We start from the raw sequence: 20,085 nt of genomic DNA, 5'->3' as shown, positions 1-20,085 counted from the left end.
CGGCGATCGGCGACGCCGATCACGGCGTCAACATGCGGCGCGGGTTCACCGCCGTGCTCGCCAAGCTGGCAGAGCTCGACGCGAAGACGGTCGGCGAGGTCTTCCTCACCACCGGCAACACCTTGATCTCCAGCGTCGGCGGCGCCACCGGCCCGTTGTACGGCAGCGCGTTCCGCGCGATCGGCAACGCGCTGCCCGAGCCGTCGGCCGAACCGAAGCAGCTGCTCACCGCGCTGACCGAAGGACTGGCCGCGATCCAGCGGCTCGGGGCGGCCGTGCCGGGCGACAAGACGATCGTGGACGCCTACGCGCCCGCGCTCGCCGCGTTCGACCGGCAGCTGTCCCAGGGCGCGGACCTCGCGTCCGCCGCCGGCAGCGCCGCGTCCGCAGCCGAGGACGGAATGCGTGCCACCACCCCGTTGCAGGCGCGCAAGGGGCGGGCGTCCTACCTCGGTCCCCGCAGCGTCGGCCACCAGGACGCCGGCGCGACGTCCACCGCGTTGATCTTCCGCGCGCTCGCCGACGTGGTCGCCCCGTGAGCCGGGTGACGTTCCCGGGGCGGCCTGCCTCCACCGGCATCGCGCTGGGATCGGCCTACCGCACCGACCGCGTTCACCCGACGACCTTGCCCCGGCGCTGCGGCGGCGACCCGGTCCAGCACATCATCGACGCCTTCGACGCCGTCCACCGGCGAATGCTGGACCTCGCGGAGTCCCTGCGCTCACAAGGACAACCCGAACAAGCCGACATCATGGAGGTGGCCGGCTACATCGCCGCCGATCCGGACCTGCGCGCCACCGCGGTGCGGCACGCGGAGCAGGGGAGTCCGGTGACCGTGGCCATCTCGCAGGCCGTGCACGTCTACGCCACGGCACTGTCCCACCTGGACGACGCCACGCTCGCCGAACGCGCGACCGACGTCCGGCAGATCGGTCGCCGCGCTCTGGCCTGGCTGCACGGCGACACCGACACGGATCATGAGGGTCCGCTGGTCCTGTTCGCCCACGAGATCGGGGCAGCGGACCTGCTGGAACCGCACGCACCAGTGGTCGCCGCGGTCTCCGTCACCGGCGGCCCCAACTCCCACGCGGCCATCGTGGCCCGCTCGCTCGGCATCCCGCTGCTGCTCGGCGTGGACCGGGCCGCACTCGACGTCGCGGACGGGGTGGAGGTGCTCGTCGACCACCGCCAGGTCGTCCTTCACCCGGAAGAGGGCGAACGGCGCACCGCGTTGTCCACAATGGATCAGCTGCGCGCGCGTCGGGTTGAGCTGCGCACCCAGCGCGACCTGGCCTCGCAGACGAGCGACGGGCACACCGTCGTGCTGCGCGCCAACATCGCCACCCCGGCCGACGCGCGAGCCGCTGTCGACGCCCGCTGCGACGGAGTCGGACTGCTCCGCACCGAGCTGCCGTTCCTCGACGCCGCGACCTGGCCCAGCTTCGGCCAGCACACCGCCGCCCTGGTCCCCGTCTTCAGGCAACTGGCCGGCCGACCGGTCACCGTGCGCACCCTGGACTACGCCGACGACAAACTGCCGCCGTTCCTCCGCCACGAGGGCCAACAGCTGGGGCGCGGCCTGCCCCTCATGCTGGCCGCCCCCGAGGCGTTCACCGACCAGTTCCGCGCGATCCTGACCGCCGGAGCGGCCACCGACCTCCGCGTCATGATCCCCATGGTCGCCGATGCCGCGGAACTGCGCGCCTGCCGGGAACTGCTGGACAAGGCCGCGGCCGAGATCGGTGTGACGTCACCACCACTCGGCGCCATGGTCGAACTCCCGGAAGCGGTCGCGAACATCGACCAGATCGCGGCCGAGGCCGGGTTCATCTCCATCGGCAGCAACGACCTGACGTGTCAGATCCTCGGCCTCGACCGCCGCGACCCGGCTGCTGCCCCCGCCATGACCGCCCACCCCGACGTCCTGCGCGCCATCGCGGCGGTCGTCACCACCGCCCACGACCACGGCCTGCAGGTCTCCGTGTGCGGGGACGCCGCCACCCACCGAGATGTCATTCCGCTTCTCGTGGGACTGGACTGCGACATCCTCTCCGTCGCGCCGTCCGCGGCCGACGAGGTTCGCGCCCGCGTGCGGAGCCTCGCGCGCACCCGCTGCGCCGCCCTCGCAGCGGACGCGTTGGCCTGCAGCACCATCGAGGAAGTCCGCCAGCTCCTCGAGGCTGTCGCCCCAACACCGGCCATCAGCCCCTGATGATGCCAAAGTGACGGCTTTACCTAGACTTCTGAGGCGTTGTTCGATTGACGGGTCAGGATCTCGTCAGGCGGGAGTTCCCCGTTGACGAGCTGCCGGGCGATGTCCACCAGGCGGCTGCTGTGGTTGCGACCGTAGGTGCGCAGAGCCTGAAATGCCTGGTTCATCTCGATGTTCCCGGCGAACGCGAGAACACCCTTCGCCTGTTCGATGACGATTCGGCTGTTCAGCGCGGTCTGCAGTTGCTCGGTGAGGACCTCACTGCGGTGGAGCGCGCGTTCCTGCAGGATCCCGATGGTCGCGGTATCCGCCAACGCCCGCACGACTTGCAGATCCTGGTCGTCGAGCAGGCCGGTTTCACGACCGAACAGGTTCAGCGCGCCGATGGTGTCGCGGCGCAACCGCATCGGCACGGCGTGCACGGAGACGAAGCCTTCCGCTGCGGCCAGCGGTGCAAACCTCGGCCAGCGATGAGTCTCAGTGGACAGATCGGCCACCAACACCGGTTCGCCGGTGCGGACGCAGTCCAGGCACGGCCCCTCGTTGGCTTGGAGCTGGAACAACTCCAGCAGCTGGGTCTGCTCGGTCGAGTAGGCCATCACGCGCAACCCGCCGTGCTGATCGGACAGCATCAGTCCGGCCGCCGTCGCGTCCAGGAGCTCCGTGCAATGCTCGACCAGCTGTTGCAACACATCGACCACGTCGTAGTCGTCGACGAGGGTGTCAGCCATCTGGACGAACGCCTGCAGCAGCCGAGACTCCCGCTGCGCGCTCGAGGGTGCCGTGCCAGTCATCTGCCAGCTCCTGTCTTGTTCACGCAACGGTAGTGCTGCTCGCAGCAGGCCCGCCATCGATGCTTCTGGTGCCCCACCCATGCCCCTGCGGGTGGGTGTGGATCGATGATCGTCCTGCCAGGGGGCGCGTGATCATCGGTCGAGCTCGAACGGGGAGAGCTGGCGGGTCACGACGTCATGAGCGACCTCGTCGACGGACCGGCCCATGACGAAGGCGTAGCCCCGCAGCCGGGCCAGGCCCTCCTCCGCCGAGACACCCATCGCGGCGATGAGCATGCCGGTTGCCTGGTGCACCTGTTCCCGGTTCGATGACAGCGCACCCCACCACCCGTCACCGGCGACATCGCCCAACTGCAGACCGAGCAGCACCACTGTCGCGAGGTCGACGACTTCCAGCGCGGCCGTCAGCTCGTCACCTGACAGCCAACCCGGCCGGGTGCGGTAGAGATCGATCGCACCGATGGTGATCGCACCGGTCTGCAGCGGGAACGCGAAGATCGCACCGACCGGCAGCTCCTCGATCGCGGTGGCGAACACCGGCCACGCCGATGCCGACGCCTGTGGCAGATCGGGCACCAGCACCGGCCTGCGGGTGGTGAACGCCTCGAAGCAGGGGCCCTCGCCAAGGCTGAACTGCAAGGCCTCGATCTGTGCGGCGACGTCATCGCTGGCGAACAGCATCTCCCGCTCCTGCGTTCCGGTCATGACCGAGATGGAGGCGCCGTCCACCGGCAGCACGTCCACACAGGCGCGGATCACTCGCGCCACCGCATCAAGATTGTTCTCGTGATCGCGGAGGGCAGCCATCACTGCCGCCCGCGCTCGGTTCACCGATTTTTCGAGGCCTTCTGACTCACTCACCCGGTGTTCGCCGCGCCGGGCAGTGGTCGACTGGCTGTGGTCGGCACGGGGTTCCTCCACTACGTCGACTGCTCGCACTCGCTCCTGGACGTAGCAGGGTCTGGGCCCACGCCTTGCGTGACCGCATCAGGACCAACGACTTCAGTTTACCGGGCAGGGGATGGCGGTGCCGTTCAACCGCGCCCTGCCGAACCAGCGACGTGGATCGTAGCTCGTGGACACCCCGCGGAGCAGCTCCGCATTGATCTCCGCGATGATGGCGAGCACGCCGAGCGACGCAACGGTGGTCATGAACAAGACAGCGACGAGTGAAGCCGCAACGGTGACCCGCACGCCCGAGTCCAGACCCAGCTCCGTGCGCGACGAACGAGATGGGAATCAGTCCACGCCCCGGCGCGGCATCTGAAGGCACGCCGAGGCCACAGGATGTCCTCGCTGGTCAATGAACCAGCCCAACCGACCGCGAATTCGCTGCCTCAGTTGAGTCTACTGTGGACGGCGCGTTGCATGGGAAACTGGCTTCGCCAGACGTACACCGGATCGCAGCGCAGTCCGCCGGACGACGGGAAGGTGAAGGCGTTATGCACGGGGGTGGTCGAGATCAGCACATGGGCAATCTTCCGGCTGAGGTGACCAGCTTTGTCGGCCGTCGTCGTGAGGTCGCGGAGATCAAGCAGCTTCTCTCCGGCGCCCGGCTCGTGACCTTGACCGGTTTCGGGGGAGTGGGCAAGAGCCGGTTGGCGTCGCGTGCAGCGCGCGAAGTGAAACGCAGCTTCTCGCACGGGACGTGGCTGGTGGAGCTGGCCTCGGTGGAAGAGCCGGACCTGCTGTGCGAGAAGGTGGCCGCCACGTTGGGCGTAGTCAGTCAATCGCGTCGCCCGCCGATCCACATCCTGTCGAACTACTTGGAGCGCAGAGAGCTCCTGCTCGTCCTGGACAACTGCGAACACCTCGCTGACGCTTGCGCGACACTGGCCGGCAAGATCCTCGGTGCTGCTGAGGGCCTGCGCATCCTCGTTACCAGCCGGCACCGGTTGCACGCCGACGGCGAGCACATCCTGCCGGTGTCGCCGTTCGCCACGCCGGAGCCGAACGAACTGTCCACCTCGGGTGGAATCAATCGGCACGGCGCCGCGATGACCCTGTTCGCACAGCGTGCCTGTGCGGTGGATCCGACCTTCGCGATCACCACGGGGAACCAGGTCACTGTGGCCCGGATCTGTCAACGTCTGGAGGGCATCCCGCTCGCCATAGAGCTGGCCACCCCGTGGTTGCGGACACTGTCTCTCGGGCAGATCCTGGCACGACTGGACGACCGCTTCCGCTTGGTCACCAGGGGGAGCCGCACCGCGCCGCCTCGCCAGCGCACGCTGCGCGCGACGCTCGACTGGAGCTACCGTCTGTGCTCCCCCGAAGAGCGGAAACTGTGGGCGGGGCTGTCGGTGTTCGCCGACGGCTTCGACCTGTCGGCGGTCGAGAACGTCTGCTGCGAAGAGGAAACCGCCCAGCAGGACGTGTTGGCGACACTGGCGGGACTGGTGGACAAGTCGATCGTTGTTCGCACCGCACACGGATCCGCGGCGCGTTACCGGCAGTTGGAAACGGTCCGCCAGTACGGTCGACACCGGCTGCGCGAGACAGGCGGGGAAGCACTGCTGCGGCGCCGCCATCGGGATCACTACCTGCGGCTGTGCGAGCGAGCGGCGGCGGAGTGGTTCGGATCTGTGCAGGCGGACTGGTTGAACCGGCTGCGGCGGGACCACGCCAACCTGCAGATCGCCCTCGGCAGCTGCCTGGACCTTCCCGACAGGTCCGCGACCGGGCTGCGCATGGCCACTGCGTTGTGGTTCTACTGGAGGGCCGCCGGCCTGCTGCCGCAGGGGCGCCGCTGGTTGGATCTCGCACTCGAGCACCATTCCCACGCACCCAGCGATGAACTGGCCAGGGCGCTGTGCATCAACGGTTGGATCGCTGCGGCACAGAGTGACTTCGCCGCCTGCGAGCAGGCGGCGAAAGAATGCCGAGCCATCGCTCGATGCACCGGGAGCACGTCCGCGCACACCTACGCCACCCACATACTGGGCCTCGCCGCGTTGCACGGCGACGATCCGACCAGCGCCGCCGCCCTCCTGGATGAGGCTCTGACGCACTACCGGAGCACCGATCGCGTTGACTCCTTCGTCACGCTGACCTACCTCCAGCTCGCCTCGATGCATCTGCACCTGGGAAACACCGAGCGCGGCCTGGAGCTCTGCCAGGAGCTCCGGGCCACATGCGAAGCACACGGTGAACGGTGGCTGCGGTCCTATGCGCTCTACTTGACTTCCCGCGCCCACTGGGACCGCGATGATCTACCACGAGCGGTCACGTCCGTGCAGGAATGCCTGCGCTCGGCACGGCCACTCGGCGACCTCTCGTGCATCGTGCTCGCCATCGACCAGCTGGCCTGCCTCGAGGTGGCGATGGGTGTCGCGGAGCGAGCCGCGGTTCTGCTGGCTGTCGCCGATCGGACTTGGCTTGCGATCGACGGCCAGTTCCCGCGGGGGAAGGGGGACGCTCCCGCACGGCGTGAGCAATGCCGCACCCGCATCGATGAGCAGTTGGACAACGGAGTGCTCGAGGCTGCCTTGCGCCATGGAGCCGCGCTGAGCCTTGACGAAGGTATCGCCTACGCGCTCAACGAAGAGCCCGACCCCGCACGAACGGGGCATTCCGCAGTCACCCCACCAGCACCCGTCACGCGGAGGGAGCTCGAGGTGGCGACACTCATCGCCCAAGGACTGTCCAACAAGGACATAGCAACCAGGCTCGTGATCTCACGGCGCACTGCCGAGGGCCACGTGGAACACCTCCGCGCCAAACTCGGCTTCACCACCCGCACCCAGATCGCCGTGTGGATCACCGAACGACTGCGCGGCGAGCCTCTGAAGTGAAGAGGCCGCGCCCGCGCGGCGGCCGGCGTTCTCGAGCAACACCAACAGAAGCAGCCGTTGATCGTCAAAAGCGGAAACCCCTGGCGGGGGTTCTGATCCGCTGAGCGGGTGGCCGTGCCGCCTCGTCGTCCGGCGACACGGTCACCCGGATCATCCCTGCGTGTGACTACAGGTTCCGCTTCGTCTGCACCTTCATGGTCCCCCGGTGTGCGGTGGCGTAGGGGCACTCGGCCTTGGCGTAGCCCCACCGCCACGCGCTGGTGTGCTGGCTCCCGTCAGCGCAGTAGATCGTGACCTTCACGTACACGCCGTTGCACGTGGCGTGTGCGCGGTGGGCTCCGCCGGGACCGGCCGCGTCGTACCACTTGGGCCCGCTGCAGCGCGGCTGCGCCACGACGACCGACCTCTCATCCGGTGTCGTGGCGCTCGCCGGGCTCGCGGCGGCCAGTGCGCCCGCGATCGCCAGACCCGACCCCAGCAGCGCCATCTTCGTCAAACGGATCACGCTCGTCTCCTCTCCTCGGTGGATCTGCCACTACGGTGGACGGCCCACCTTTCGCTGACCTTGCGAGAAACCTTGAAGTGGCAGGGAGAAACCGCTATCCCGGAGTGGTGGGGGGAGAATTCAGGCTGCTCGGACCGCTCGAGGTCGCCGTCGACGGTCACGCCGTGGACCTCGGACACGGGCGTCAGCACTGCCTGCTCGCGGTGCTGCTGGTCGAGGCGAACCGCGTCGTGTCCACCGACGAGCTCATCGACCGCGCGTGGGGCGAGTCTCAGCCGCGCCGCGCGAAGGATACGTTGTACAGCTATCTTTCCCGGCTCCGTGCGGCGCTCGGTGGGGCCGCCTCGCTGGTGCGGCGATCCGGCGGGTACGTGCTGGAGGTGGATCCGCGGGCCGTCGACCTGAACCGGTTTCGCGCGCTGGTGCGGGAAGCCCGGTCGGCGGACGACGAACGCGCGGTGGCGTCGCTGGGCGAGGCACTCGGCCTGTGGCGCGGTGACGCGTTCGGCGGCGTGGACGTGCCATGGCTCAACGGAGTGCGTGAAACCCTTGCGGCGGAACGGTTCGCCGCCGAGCTGGACGAGACCGACCGCCGGTTGCGCTTGGGCGGCCACGCCGAACTCGCCGTCGAGCTGCCCGCCCGTGTCGCCGGACATCCGCTGAACGAACGGCTGGCCGCCCAGTTCATTCTCACGCTGTACCGCTGCGGGCGGCAGGCCGACGCGCTGGCGCACTTCGACGAGGTCCGGCGGCGGCTCGCGGACGAGCTCGGCGCCGACCCGAGCCCGGCGCTGCGCGAGCTGCACCGGCAGATCATGGCCACCGATCCGGAGCTCCAGCCCGCCGCGCCGATCACGGCTGTGCACCAGCTGCCCGCGGACATCGCCGAGTTCACCGGACGCGAGGAACAACTGCGTGAGCTGATGGAGCTCGCCGGGTCGGCGGTGGTGACGATCGAGGGCATGGCCGGTGTCGGCAAGACCAGGCTCGCGCTGCGGCTGGCCCACCGGCTGACCGACCGGTTCGACGTTTTCCTGTACGTGGACCTGCACGGGTTCGCCGACCAGCCGCCAACCGATCCCGCCGCCGCGCTCGACTCGTGCCTGCGCCTGCTCGGCGTGCCGGGCGAGCAGATCCCGCACGACCTCGACGGCAGGGCCGCGCTCTACCGCGACCGGCTGCACGGCGCGCGTGCGCTGGTCGTGCTGGACGACGCGGCGGACGAACGGCAGGTGGGCCCGCTGCTGCCCGCGTGCCCGACCAGTCTGGTGCTGGTGACCAGCCGCCGCACGCTGGCGCTGGACGGCGCGCACTCGATGCGGCTCGACGTGTTCCGCACGGACGAGTCGATCGACCTGATGGCCGCGATCGCCGACCCGGTGCGGGTGGCCGCCGACCCCGTGGGCGCCACTGAAGTGACGTCGCTGTGCGGAAACCTCCCGCTGGCCGTGGCACTGGCGGCCCGCCGGCTGCGCGCGCGGCCCGCGTGGACCATGGCCGATCTGGCGACGCGGCTGCGCGCCACCGGCGAGCTCTCCGTCGGCGGGCGTTCGGTCGACGCCGTTTTCACGCTGTCGTACGAGTCGTTGTGCGAGGTGCGCCGAAGAACCTTCCGGCTGCTGGCGCTGCACCCCGGCGAGGACTTCACCGAGGAGACCGCCGAGGTGCTGACCGGCTCGCCGGACCTCGAGTCCCTTGTGGATGAACACCTGATCGGCCAGACGACGCCGGGGCGGTACCACTTCCACGCGCTGCTGCGTCGGTACGCCCGTGACCTGGCAGGTGACGAGTCCGCGGCGGTGCTGCGCCTCGCCGCCTGGTACCTGGCGAGTGCCGCGGCCGCCGACCGGCTGATCGACCCCCACCACCGCCACCTCCCGGCGTCCGGCGACCGCACGTTCCGCGACCGCGACGACGCGCTGCGCTGGATGAAAGCCGAACAGTCGAACCTGGTCGCGACCGTGCACACCGCCGCGTCGCTCGGCGACCACGGCACGGCGTGGCGGCTGGCGGCGGCGTTGTGGAGCTTCCAGTTCCTCGGCAGGTACTGGGACGAGCTGCGCGACACCCAGCACACGGCACTCACCTCCGCCAGGCGCGCGGGCGACGCGGAGGGGCAGGCGTGGACGTTGAACAACTCCGGTGTCCTGCACTGGCAGCTGCACGAGCACGACAGGGCGCTCGACTGCTACCGCGAGGCGTTGCGGCTGCGCCGTTCGCTCGACGACCACATCGGCCAGGGCGTGGTGCTGGACAACCTCGGCAACGCCTACGACGAGGTCGGCAGGCCCGACGACGCCGTCGAGTGCTACCGCGAGGCGCTGGTACTCGCCGAGCTGACCGGGGATGAGGCAGGCCAGGCGAACGTGCTGAGCAACCTGGGGGAGACCTACCGTCGGACGCGCCGGTTCACCGAGTCGCTGGATCACCTGAACCAGGCGCTGGCGATCCAGAGGCGCATCGGCGACCGGCAGCAGCGCTACACCCTGTGCAGCCTCGGCGAGCTGCACGACGACCTCGGCGACCGGTCCACGGCGGCCGCGTACTACCGCGACGGGCTGGTGCTCGCGGACCAGGTCGGCGACCGCTGGATCTCCGCCGTGCTGCTGGACAAGCTCGGGCACGCGGTGTCGGCGGCGGGGGACCTGGTGGCGGCGCGGGAGCACTGGAAGCAGGCGACTGTCCTGTACGCGCAGGTGGGCGACCTGCAGGCAGCCGCGCGGCTGGGCCCGTTCCTCGACGGCGCCTAGCCGCACTGCGGTCGGTCATGGTCGTGCGGCACGATCGTGCAGCCAGATTGCCGCACATGGTGCGCAATGCATGCACCCGACTGTCCACAACGGACCTTGCGGTGTCCTGCGCCGGTGGCACCGTGCCGGATCCAGCGCTGGCGAAACTTGGCACGAGAGTGGCGAGGAGGAGGCGTCGTTCGCCGACGCGCTCACCGAACGTGCGCGACCTGGTGCTGCAGAGCCCCCATCCACGCCACCCTGCTCGGACTTCCCGCCACGCCAGCCGCGCGGCGTACGATGACGGGCGGCACCCGTCCGTGCCCAACCTCCGGCGATCCGCCCCAGCTGGGTCACCCCAGGAGGCAAAGGGAGGTCCACCTCTCGGCCGGAGCTTCGTCGTCGAGCGTGCGCCCGCCGCACCGGTCGCTGGGGGACACACCGCCGGCGGTGCGCGGGAGACGATCGTGACAAAGCAGGCCGACTTCAAACGACGCGTGCGCGCCCGCATGGCCAAGACAGGCGAGTCGTACGCCGCCGCCCGGCGCCACCTGCTCGGCGAGCCGGACGGCCCCGACCTCGACTGGATGGCCGAGGCGTTGCACGTCAGCAACGGCGACGCCACCGACCTGCCCGGCACCGGGCTCGCACGGCGCCTCATCTACTGGCGCGACGTACTGCACGAGGGGCCGGTGCCCGCGGTGGGTTCGGCGGAGCTGCGGCGGATCCGGGCCGCGTTCCTCATCGGAGCGGGCGCCGACGACCGCCGTGAAGGCGAGCAGATGTTCGCCGAGCGGGACCGCATCCTGGAGGCCAACCGTGAGGGCGAGTACGTCCTCTGGTTCGAGGCCGACCTCTACGACCAGCTGCAGGTCATCCAGGTCCTGTCCCGGCTGGCCGAGTTGGGGGTGCCTGCCGGGCGGATCACGCTGATCTGCATCGGCGAACATCCGGAGATCGCCCGGTTCGGTGGACTCGGCGAGCTGCGCCCCGACCAGTTGCGCGAGCTGCCTGCGACCAAGGCGTGCAAGCGGCTCACACCCGCCGCGCTGGATCTCGCCACCAGGGCGTGGGCCGCGCTGCGGGCACCCGAGCCGAGCCGCCTGGGCACCATCGCCGCCACCCGCTCAACCGATCTGCGTTTCCTCGGCGAGGCGTTCGACCGGCTCAGCAGGAAGTATCCGTCGACGCGCGACGGACTGTCGCTCACCGAACGACGGATCCTGGCCGCGGTGGCCGACGGCGCACCTGACGCGGGCACCGCGTTCACCCGCCTCTGGCGACGAGAGACCCGCCCGTACCTGGGCGACACCTTCTGCTTCGACATGATCCGGCGACTGACCGAGGCGCCAGATCCGCTGCTGCGCGCCGACGCCACCGACGACGGCCACGTCGACCGGCTCACCCGACTGCGGCTCACCGCGACCGGGGCACGAGTGCTGGCCGGCGAGGCCGATCACGTCGCGTTGAACGGTGTCGACCGCTGGATCGGCGGGGTGCACCTGCACGGCCGCCACGTGCGCTGGCGGTGGGACGAGGGCACGGAGGCCGTCACGACCACCACCTGACAGCCGACGCCGCGGTTGGCTTCTGGTCTGCCGAGAACATGCCCGACGCAGGCCGCGTCAGAGATGGCGCTCGACATCGCGCACATCCGCGCGCTGAACCGTGTTGCGACGAGGCACAGGAGGTGACGGCTGCATCCGTGATCCATACGTACTGCCCCACAACGGTCAGCCTGGTGCTGCGGTCGGTGGTCAAGCACGACGGAGGGCGGGCGTTGGACAAGCACTGGCCGGGCACCCCCGACGGGTTGCAGATGGCGTCCGGGTTCTCCCATCCTGTCGACGGTGTAGACCACTACCACGGGAAGACCGTCCGGATGGCAGCTGAGATCGGTTCGAGGTCGGCGACGAGGCGGTCGAGCTCGCTGGGGGACAGGGCGTTGTACGGCGCCTCCGCGAGCCGGTCGGTCAGCGCCTCGACTCGTTCCTTCGTGGCCCGGCCGGCGGGGGTGAGCCAGCCGTCGGTCCCGACGAGACCGCGGGCGCGCATGCCGTCGATGACCGCGGTCAGCTGCGCGGCAGGGAGATGGCCGACTCGGCCGAACTCCTGCGCGGGCATGTCGACGGACAGGGCGTGGAGCACGTGGGCCTCCGTACCGCCGATGCCCTCTGCCATCAAAGCGACGGTGTGGCCGTCGCCGCGGTGCTCGCGGAGCAGGGTGGCCGCGTGCCACAACCGGGCCACGGACTCCTGCGGTACCGGGAGCGCGCGGAGGGCGGCGAAGAGGGCGCGTCCCTCCACAGGCGCGCTGGTCGCCGCCCTCAGCAGCAGGTCGCCGGCGCGCGCGACACCGGGGTCGTCGGCGAGTTCACCGAGAATCCGCCGCATCCCCGCGACGCATCCCCGCTCGCGGGCGGCCAGCGCTGCCTCGGGCGTGGTCAGATCCCAAACCCGCGGGAGGTGGCGTGCCACCTCGCCTGGGGCGAAGTTGTAGAAGACCGCGTGGACCACCTCAGCCGGCACCGCCCGCCCGAACGGCGCCGCCCGTCCGGCGAAGTAGGCGTCCCACTGGTTGCGCAGGCCGAGCGACATCAGGGCCTCGTCCGACTCGTCGGCGAAGTAGGGCACCATGCCGATGGGCTCGACCAGGTCGAACATCCGGCGGGCTACGGGTTCCGGGTGCGACATCTCATCCCCTGTGATCATGGCGGTGCCCTCGTGGCGGGCCGCTCACCTACCCCACGAACAGCCCACACTGGATTCGACACCAAGCTTTGCCAATCTGGTCGAGCAGGGCTCGTGTCACTGCGGCGCGGCGCTGGCAGGGCCCTCCTCAGCGATGGGCTCCGATCTCTCACGACGCGCACAGTCCACCTCGTGCGAATTCTGATAGCTCACTGCATAATGACAGTCGACTGTCAGATTCTTCGGAGGTTGCGATGCGGACAATCGCGCTCGAGGAGCACTACGCGACACGGGCCTTCATGGCGGGTCCCGGACGGCAGCTCATGGCCTTGGCCGAGTCGGCCAAGGCGCATCCGTTGGTGGCTGCGGGGTTGACAACGCTCGTGGAACGGTTGTGCGACATCGGTGTCGACCGCGTGGCCGCGATGGACGCGGCTGGCGTCGACGTGCAGGTCTTGTCACTGACCGCACCGGGGCTGGAGCAGCTCGGCGTGGCCGAGGCGGTACCACTCGCCCTTGAGACGAACGATCTGCTCGCCGCAGCGGTCCGGCGCCACCCGTCCCGGCTGGCGGGGTTCGCCGCGTTGCCGACCGCCGACCCCGAAGCCGCCGCGGACGAACTGGAGCGCACGGTTCGCGAGTACGGCTTCCGTGGCGCGCTGATCAACGGGCACACCCGTGGTCGCTACCTGGACGACGAGTTCTTCTGGCCGATCCTCGAGCGGGCCGAATCGCTGGAAGTTCCGATCTACCTGCACCCCACGCCACCCGCGCGGCAGGAGATGTACGTCGGCAACTACGCACCCGAGGTGGCGGGTGCGCTCGCCACCTCGGCGTGGGGGTGGCACATCGACACCGCGACCCACGTCATCCGCGTCATCCTCAGCGGTGCCTTCGACCGCTATCCAGGCTTGCAGCTCGTGATCGGCCACCTGGGTGAGACGCTGCCGTTCATGCTGCCCAGGCTCGACTTGGCGCTGCCGCCGGAGCTCACGAAGCTGAATCGGCCAGTTGGCGCGTACCTGCGGGAGAACGTGCACTACACGATTGCCGGGTTCAACTGGACGCCGGCGTTCCTGGACCTGTTGCTCCAGGTCGGTGCCGACCGGATCATGTTCGCCACGGACCATCCCTACGGATCGATGGCGGAAGCACGTGCGTTCCTCGAGCAGCTCCCGGTGAGTGCCGGCGACAAGGCGCGGATCGCGCACGGCAATGCGGAACGGTTGCTGCGGCTGTGACGGGACTGCGCGAACGCAAGAAGGCCAAGACACGGGCGACCCTCCAGCAGCACGCGCTGCGGTTGTTCCGCGAGCAGGGCTACGAAGCGACCACGGTGAGCCAGATCGCCGAGGCCGCGGAAGTCTCGGAGAGCACGTTCTTCCGCTACTTCCGGGCCAAGGAGGACGTGGTGTTGTGGGATGACTTCGACGGTCTCATCCTCGACGCCTTTCGCGCGCAGCCTGCCGAGTCCACCCCCGTGCAGGCCATGCGCGGCGCGTTCCGCGACGTGCTCGGCGGTCTACCGGAAGCGGATCGCGGGAAACTGCGCGAGCGGGTGCTGCTCATGTTGTCCGTGCCACCGCTGCGCGCGACACTGCTCGACCAGGTCAGCGGCCCCATGCGGCTGCTGGCCGGTGTCGTCGCCGAACGCACCGGGCGGCGGCCGGATGATCCCGGTGTGCGTGCTCTGGCCGGCGCGGTGATCGGCGTGGGGCTTGCCGCGATGTTCGCCGCGGCAGAGGACCAGGACACCGACGTGGTCTCCCTGATCGACAGCATGATGGCGCGGCTGGAAGCTGGTTTCCCCTGTTTCAGCGGCCGGAGCAACGAATTGCATTCGTGACCAGCAGCACGCCCGCTTGCGCGCTGGTGGTGGTGGTGGTGGGGCCGCCGGTGCTGGACGGCCAGATCGCCGGATCCGCTAGCCGTCCACAGTAGACCGCGTCAGCTGGCGTTCGTGGCAAGACCTTGTGCATGCTGGATGGGGATCTCGCGCCAGCCACTCCGGCAGCCGGTCCAGGCAGTCCGACCATCCCTGCTCGTGAGCGTCACGCACGACGTCGTCCTCGAACCGCTCGTGTCGGATCATCAGCTCGGTTCCGGTGGCCGATGGCACGATGGTCACCGTGACGAGCGTCGTCTCGGTCTCGTTGTCCCATTGCCAGGTGAACACCAGTCGCGAAGGTGGCGTCACCTCGCGATAGACGCCGGACACCGCCATTCCCGCGCCAGGCCCGTCAATCCGGTACGAGCCACCTACGCGCAGATCCACTGACACAACCGGATCGAATCGCTGAGGCCAGAACCATGCGGCCAATGCGGCGGGATCGGTGAACGCCCGCCACACTCGGTCGGCCGGATGTGGCAGGGATCGGCGCACTTCCAGCGAGGTCATCGCTCCTCCTCGGCGAGGAACTGTTCCAGCGAGTCCGCACGAGCGTTCCAGAACGACTCGTAGCGTGACAGCCACGCCGACGCCGATGCCATCGGCTCGGGTGTGAAGGTGCACAGCTGCGCGCGGCCCACGCGCCTGCGCGACAGCAGCCCGGCTCGCTCCAGCACGGAGACGTGCTTGCTCACCGCCACCAGCGACATGGGCAACGGCGCGGCCAAGTCGGCGATCGTGTGCGGAGCGCCTGCGAGCGACGCCACGAGCGAACGTCGTGTCGGGTCGGACAGAGCACCGAACGTCAGGCTAAGGTTAACCATATGGTTTACCTTAGCGTAGAGAGGTCGCGGTGCGACAGATCCTGGTTGCTGATTTTCGGGTTTCAGGTCAGTCGCCGATCACGGTCAGGAGAAGCTCGCCGACTCGCCACGGTCCGGAGTCACGCGCAGGCGGTGAGCGGGCTGACGCGGCCGGCTTCGACTGCGACGGCTCGCAGGCTCTTGCGGCAGGCCGCGATCAGCCGGGATGTGGCAGCGCTGCCACCTCCGCCGCACCGGCGGCACATCATGGCGACGTCGCGAGACAACTCGTCGACAACGACGCTCAGCTCGGGTGAGCACGGCAGAGGAATACCGGTCTGCGGGGCGAGGTGCGCTGGGATGGCGTTGCCCGGTCCAATTGACCTTCAGCTGCCCGCGCCCCGGAACGAGTTGGTCGGCGTGCTCGAGTGTCCGGTCGAGGCTGTGCAGAAGCCGGGGCAGGAGCTGAAGGGTTCGGACTCGTATCGGCTTCGTCTGTGGCTACGGGAGCAGAACGCTCCGCCGCAGCTTCGGAAGACCTGGCCTGCCTGGGACAGCATGATCTGACAGTCGGGCTGGGGACATTTGAGCGTCCCCAGCCCAAGCGGCTACTGGCAGGTGCTCCGGGGCCAAAACAGAGTTCATGCTGGGTAGTCAGGTCTATTCTTATGTGCACTCGTCTCTGGGGTTGATCTTCGGTGATCGTGTTGTGCTTCCCTGGGAGCAGATCTGGTGCAGGGTTTTCGATATGGGTCGAGCAACCGGTCGCGGGCGGAGGCGGTGTGGGTGCGGAGCACCCGCCGCGGCGCCGCCTCCCGCACGTCGTTGGTGAGGTCGTGCAGGGCGGTGGTGGTGTAATCGCAGATCAGGGCTTGTATCGCATATCGGCAGCCCGACTATCGGGTAGGCAGCGATGCCTCCTTCGACGTGCCCAGCACCTTGCTGGTGTGCTGCACAGGTAGGTCGGTGAGACCGGCGGCAGCCGGTGGTCCGATGACGGGGTCGACACCGCCCTGATGAAGCGATTCTCAAAGATGTCCACAATGGACCAAAGGTGATCGAAGGTTCGCCGGTTCGGGTTCGTGTGTCTCACGAAGAGTGACCGTTGTTACGCGCCTCTGGGCCTGCTATGTCCCGGCAATAAGTCGTAGCGTTGTCTTTCGGGGTGATGGCGGGTGGTTGGTGCTGAGAACGAGATGTCGGGGACGGTACGTGGAAACGTGGTGCAGGCGGGCAACATCGGGGAGGTGCACTTCCATTCCAGTCGACTTGGACAGGTGGTGCCGCACCAACTGCCGTCGGCGCCACGGGTGTTCGTCAGCCGGCACGATGAGCTGACAGAGCTCGCGCGGTGGCTCGGCGAGGAGGTCGACCGCCAGTTGTTGGTGGTGGTCAGCGGTCCAGCTGGGGTGGGGAAGACGTCGTTGGCGTTGCGCTGGCTGCACGACGCCAGGACGACCTTTCCCGACGGCCAGCTGTACGTGGATCTCGGCGCCCATTCGCAGGCGGAGGCCGCGCAGCCCAACGAGGTACTGGAGTGGTTCCTCGGCGCGTTGGGTGTTGAGCCTGACCTGATTCCGCCGGGGCTCGCGCAACGCCAGGCGTTGTTCCGCTCGGTCACGGCCGACAAGTCGTTCGCGATCCTGTTCGACGACGCGGCCTCGGCCGGGCAGGTGCGGCCGTTGTTGCCTGCGTCGTCCCGTTGTGTGGTCGTGGTGACGAGCCGATGGCGACTGAGTCCGCTCGGTGTCGACGGGGCTCGGTTTATCGAGGTCGGCCCGATGGGGGTTGCGGCTTCGGTCGAATTGCTGGAGCAGATCGTGGGCGAGCAGCGGCTCTCGGACGAGGCCGAGGCCGCCGAGGAGTTGGCTGCGCTGTGCGGTGGTCTGCCGATCGCGTTGCGCGTGATCGGGGCGCGGCTGTCGCGGCGGCCTCGGCGGTCGTTGTCCCGTGAGGTCGTCGAGCTGAGAACGGAGAGTCGTCGACTGTCCAACATGGACCTCGACGGCTCGACCTCGGTGCGGACCGTGCTCGACATGTCCTATGTAGAGCTAGCGCCTCGGCAGCAGAAGCTCTACCGGCTCACCGCCTGGCATCCGGGGACGTCGTTCGGTGTGGAGGCCGCCGCGGCAATGATGAACGACGACATCGGCGAGGTCGAGGACGAGCTCGACGACCTCATCGAGAAGAACCTGCTCACCGAGCTCGGCGACGACCGGTTCCGGTTCCACGACCTGTTGCGGTTGCACGCGCGCGGACAGGACGACCCCGAACGCGAGGACGCGATCCGCCGCGTTGTCGAGTGGTACCGGGACAGGAGCGTGGCCGCCGACATCGTTGCCATTCCGGGAAGACCCAGGGTTGGGCCGAGATACCATGTCGTGCGGACTGGTGCTTTCGCCACGCGCGCCGAGGCGTTGGGCTGGCTCGAGCACGAACGGGACAACCTCGTCCACGCGCTGCGCGCCGCGCAGGACTTCGGGTGGCTCGACCTGGTGTGGCAGATGTGCGAGGCGATGTGGGCGTTGTTCCAGCGACGTCACCACTACTCGGACTGGGTGCTCACCCACGAGCTGGGCATCCGGGCGGCACAGGAGTGCGGTGAGCCGGTGGCGGAGGCGCGGCTGCGCAACCAGCTCGCCGTCGCGTTGACCAACCTCGGCCGCGTTGACGAGGCCCTTCGAGAACTTCGCGCGGTGCTCGACCACGCGGGCGAACAGGACCTCGGCAGCCGAGCGACCGCCCTCGTTCAGCTCGGGCGCGCGCACCGAACGCGTGGGCAGCTCGACGTCGCGCTCGACTGCTTCCGGCAGGCCGTCGACGTCGAGACGCGGCAGGGGCGCACCCGCGGGATCGGGCTCGCCCGGCGGCGCGTCGGAGAGGTGCTGATCGACATGGGGCGGGCCGACGACGCCGTCTGCGAGCTGCGCGAGTGCGAGGCGCTGCTGGACGACGGCGTCGACAAGGCCCGAGTGTGGATGTTCACGGCACGCGCCCACCTCGCTGCCGGGCGGCATCGCGACGCGGAGGAACTGCTCGATGCCGCCCTCGTGGCGCTGCAGGACTCTGGATCATCCGCACACCTGGCGGACGTCTTCGTGCTCAAGGCCGAGGTCGCCGAGCGGCACGGGACCGTCGAGCAGGCTCGTGACCAGTACCGATCCGCCCTGGCGTGCTACGGCGACTCCGTCGATCCTTCCGTCGAACGGATCCAGACCGCGCTCGCCGCGCTCGACTGGAATCAGGACGAGAGTGCACCCCACGTGCCGGAGCAGCAGGTCTCGGGCACGCGCGAGTGCGAGTGCCGTTGACCGTTCCGGTGAGGCCACCAGCACGTCCGCCAGGGAGTGCCAACGGGGTTCGGCTCGCGCGCAGAGCGCGATCAGCACCCCGTCCGATCTCCTGAGGACACCGGAAGCCTGGTCAGTGAACATCGCCGACCGGCCTCGGCACGGGGACCGGCGACACCGGGACCGCTCGTGCGGGCTCGGACAGTCCCATGAGCTGGTACATGGTCCGGCGCAGGATCTGGCCAGCCTGGTCGAGGCGTGAGCTGATCGCTTGGGCGAACTCCGGTGCACGTGCCGCTGCGGCCAACTGATCAGCGGCCGGGCGAGTGCAGTCCAGGTGTGGCACCGCCTTGGCGAGCGCGTCCGCCAGGCTGCCCTCGCGCACGTCGGGACGGCAGGCGAGAAGTGTCGGCGCGCCAACGGCGGCGGCGTACTGGGTGGTCGAACCGTGGTCTCCGACGACCACGTCGCTGGCGATCATCGTGGCCCGCCAGCCCTCTTCCGGAGGGATCACCAGCAGGCCCCGGCAGTCAGCCAGCCACGACCGCACCTGCCACGCGCTGTGCGTGGACCAGATGTTCGGGTGCAGCACCGCGGCCACTCGGACGTCGTCGATCCCGAGCAGCTCGCGGTAGATGCTGGGCCACGTGGCGAAGGTGGACTCCGGGGTCCACGTCGAGCTCACCGTGACCAGCTGCTCGTCCGGCCGCACGCCGAGTGCGCGGCGGTAGTGCTCGCGGTACGGCAGGCTCGCCCGCATCCGGTCCAAGCAGATGTCTCCGCCGACAACGGCCGCGGGCAGTGCCTCGGGGCAGGTCTCGGCCAACACCGCCAGCTCGTGGTCGTGCGACAAGACGATCGCCGCCGCGCGGACCCGGCCGTCGCGCACGAGCAGCTCCCGGTCCAGCCCGTGCACGGGGGCCGCCGAGCCACCTGCAGCGCGAACCCGCTGCCGGGACTTCATCGTGCTCGCGCCGTGCGGCAGCACGAGAACCGGACCCGACACGAGCTCGATGCAGCGGTAGCTGGCGGCCAGCACCAGGTCGAAGTCGTGCTGCAGCGCTTGGTGCCACGGAACGGCTAGGCCACCGATCGAGCTGATGAACTCAGCTGTCGTGACGCACGGTTCCGGCTGCGTGAAGTAGATCTGGAGCCGGTGGTCGCCGTCGAGCAGCGGAAGCAGGTCGAGCAACCTCGTGGCCGCGACCACGTGCGGCACGACGACCAGCACCCTGTGGCAACCCGGCACGGTGACCCGCCGCGCGCCGCCCACCCCGAGTGGACTGCTGAACCATCCTCGTTCCTGCATCTGCGCCCCTCCATCGACCAATGTGATGAGAAAGACCGTCTCCGCTCGATCGGTCAGCTGGCTTTCACCG

16 protein-coding genes are annotated in these 20,085 nt (G+C 69.1%); 8 read left to right on the top strand and 8 right to left on the bottom strand.

Translation table 11 applies throughout. From position 1 onward, the window contains the following. Together dhaL and FKR81_RS02155 are read left to right on the top strand one after the other, a co-directional pair. Positions 1 to 539, top strand: a 539-nt coding sequence (gene dhaL / locus FKR81_RS02160) for a dihydroxyacetone kinase subunit DhaL (RefSeq protein WP_146349153.1), incomplete at its 5' end; no start/stop codon positions are given. Between the two features lie 5 nt (positions 540 to 544). Then, positions 545 to 2,212 carry an aldolase/citrate lyase family protein gene (locus FKR81_RS02155; RefSeq protein ID WP_186762703.1) on the top strand — a complete coding sequence of 556 codons (1,668 nt, stop codon included), beginning with the start codon at positions 545 to 547 and terminating at the stop codon, positions 2,210 to 2,212. A 23-nt stretch (positions 2,213 to 2,235) separates the two neighbouring features. Here the strand turns inward: FKR81_RS02155 and FKR81_RS02150 are convergent, their stop codons facing one another. The 3 genes from FKR81_RS02150 to FKR81_RS02140 all read right to left on the bottom strand — a co-directional run bounded on the left by FKR81_RS02150 (position 2,236) and on the right by FKR81_RS02140 (position 4,200). Then, positions 2,236 to 3,063, bottom strand: coding sequence for a GAF and ANTAR domain-containing protein (locus tag FKR81_RS02150; protein ID WP_328593118.1), 828 nt, complete (start codon positions 3,061 to 3,063; stop codon positions 2,236 to 2,238). A gap of 75 nt (positions 3,064 to 3,138) precedes the next feature. Beyond that, complete coding sequence (locus tag FKR81_RS02145) at positions 3,139 to 3,774, bottom strand: GAF and ANTAR domain-containing protein (RefSeq protein ID WP_235921206.1); 636 nt, start codon at positions 3,772 to 3,774, stop codon at positions 3,139 to 3,141. Between the two features lie 234 nt (positions 3,775 to 4,008). Next, entirely contained in the window at positions 4,009 to 4,200 is a 192-nt protein-coding gene (locus FKR81_RS02140) for a hypothetical protein (RefSeq protein ID WP_146349150.1), read from the bottom strand. A 275-nt stretch (positions 4,201 to 4,475) separates the two neighbouring features. Between FKR81_RS02140 and FKR81_RS02135 the strand changes: the two genes are divergently transcribed. Further along, a complete protein-coding gene (locus tag FKR81_RS02135; RefSeq protein ID WP_186762702.1) occupies positions 4,476 to 6,800 on the top strand; it encodes an ATP-binding protein in 2,325 nt (774 codons plus the stop codon). Between the two features lie 166 nt (positions 6,801 to 6,966). Here FKR81_RS02135 and FKR81_RS43215 read toward each other — a convergent pair whose 3' ends face one another. Further along, positions 6,967 to 7,305 (bottom strand): hypothetical protein, encoded by a 339-nt coding sequence (locus tag FKR81_RS43215; RefSeq protein ID WP_186762701.1) that lies wholly within the window; start codon positions 7,303 to 7,305, stop codon positions 6,967 to 6,969. Between the two features lie 107 nt (positions 7,306 to 7,412). Between FKR81_RS43215 and FKR81_RS02130 the strand changes: the two genes are divergently transcribed. Together FKR81_RS02130 and FKR81_RS02125 are read left to right on the top strand one after the other, a co-directional pair. Further along, positions 7,413 to 10,055, top strand: coding sequence for an AfsR/SARP family transcriptional regulator (locus FKR81_RS02130; protein ID WP_186762700.1), 2,643 nt, complete (start codon positions 7,413 to 7,415; stop codon positions 10,053 to 10,055). 446 nt (positions 10,056 to 10,501) lie between these two features. After that, entirely contained in the window at positions 10,502 to 11,602 is a 1,101-nt protein-coding gene (locus FKR81_RS02125; protein WP_222598139.1) for a DUF1835 domain-containing protein, read from the top strand. A gap of 292 nt (positions 11,603 to 11,894) precedes the next feature. On the opposite strand, the gene FKR81_RS02120 is transcribed toward FKR81_RS02125, so the two are convergent. Then, complete coding sequence (locus FKR81_RS02120) at positions 11,895 to 12,728, bottom strand: SCO6745 family protein (RefSeq protein ID WP_146349188.1); 834 nt, start codon at positions 12,726 to 12,728, stop codon at positions 11,895 to 11,897. Positions 12,729 to 12,979: 251 nt separating this feature from the next. Here FKR81_RS02120 and FKR81_RS02115 point away from each other — a divergent pair, with 251 nt between their 5' ends. After that, positions 12,980 to 13,966: an amidohydrolase family protein gene (locus FKR81_RS02115; protein WP_146349147.1), complete on the top strand. Its 987-nt coding sequence runs from the start codon at positions 12,980 to 12,982 to the stop codon at positions 13,964 to 13,966. Then, positions 13,963 to 14,571, top strand: coding sequence for an acyl-CoA-like ligand-binding transcription factor (locus tag FKR81_RS02110; RefSeq protein WP_146349146.1), 609 nt, complete (start codon positions 13,963 to 13,965; stop codon positions 14,569 to 14,571). The genes FKR81_RS02115 and FKR81_RS02110 overlap by 4 nt, the downstream gene beginning before the upstream one ends. A 78-nt stretch (positions 14,572 to 14,649) precedes the next feature. On the opposite strand, the gene FKR81_RS02105 is transcribed toward FKR81_RS02110, so the two are convergent. Both FKR81_RS02105 and FKR81_RS02100 read right to left on the bottom strand, forming a co-directional pair. Next, on the bottom strand, positions 14,650 to 15,123 hold the full coding sequence (locus FKR81_RS02105) for an SRPBCC family protein (RefSeq protein ID WP_146349145.1): 474 nt from the start codon (positions 15,121 to 15,123) through the stop codon (positions 14,650 to 14,652). After that, the gene (locus tag FKR81_RS02100; protein WP_146349144.1) at positions 15,120 to 15,437 is read right to left on the bottom strand and encodes an ArsR/SmtB family transcription factor; all 318 of its coding nucleotides are present in this window, start codon (positions 15,435 to 15,437) and stop codon (positions 15,120 to 15,122) included. The genes FKR81_RS02105 and FKR81_RS02100 overlap by 4 nt, the downstream gene beginning before the upstream one ends. Positions 15,438 to 16,693: 1,256 nt before the next feature. Here FKR81_RS02100 and FKR81_RS02095 point away from each other — a divergent pair. Continuing rightward, positions 16,694 to 18,727, top strand: a complete 2,034-nt coding sequence (locus tag FKR81_RS02095) for a tetratricopeptide repeat protein (protein WP_186762699.1) — start codon at positions 16,694 to 16,696, stop codon at positions 18,725 to 18,727. A 112-nt stretch (positions 18,728 to 18,839) separates the two neighbouring features. Here the strand turns inward: FKR81_RS02095 and FKR81_RS02090 are convergent, their stop codons facing one another. Then, on the bottom strand, positions 18,840 to 20,015 hold the full coding sequence (locus FKR81_RS02090; RefSeq protein ID WP_146349142.1) for a hypothetical protein: 1,176 nt from the start codon (positions 20,013 to 20,015) through the stop codon (positions 18,840 to 18,842). Between the last annotated feature and the right edge of the window lie 70 nt (positions 20,016 to 20,085).

This window comes from Lentzea tibetensis, assembly GCF_007845675.1.
GTDB classification, from domain to species: domain Bacteria; phylum Actinomycetota; class Actinomycetes; order Mycobacteriales; family Pseudonocardiaceae; genus Lentzea; species Lentzea tibetensis.
Note: the sequence above shows the minus strand (reverse complement) of the source record. Positions and strands in the feature narration are given on the sequence as shown.

Bases quoted from the DNA above. Each gene is read 5' to 3' on its own strand.
- FKR81_RS02150 (WP_328593118.1), bottom strand. From the start codon at position 3,063: ATGGCGGGCCTGCTGCGAGCAGCACTACCGTTGCGTGAACAAGACAGG.
- FKR81_RS02135 (WP_186762702.1), top strand. From the start codon at position 4,476: ATGGGCAATCTTCCGGCTGAGGTGACCAGCTTTGTCGGCCGTCGTCGT.
- FKR81_RS02120 (WP_146349188.1), bottom strand. From the start codon at position 12,728: ATGTCGCACCCGGAACCCGTAGCCCGCCGGATGTTCGACCTGGTCGAG.
- FKR81_RS02115 (WP_146349147.1), top strand. From the start codon at position 12,980: ATGCGGACAATCGCGCTCGAGGAGCACTACGCGACACGGGCCTTCATG.
- FKR81_RS02105 (WP_146349145.1), bottom strand. From the start codon at position 15,123: ATGACCTCGCTGGAAGTGCGCCGATCCCTGCCACATCCGGCCGACCGA.
- FKR81_RS02100 (WP_146349144.1), bottom strand. From the start codon at position 15,437: ATGGTTAACCTTAGCCTGACGTTCGGTGCTCTGTCCGACCCGACACGA.
- FKR81_RS02090 (WP_146349142.1), bottom strand. From the start codon at position 20,015: ATGCAGGAACGAGGATGGTTCAGCAGTCCACTCGGGGTGGGCGGCGCG.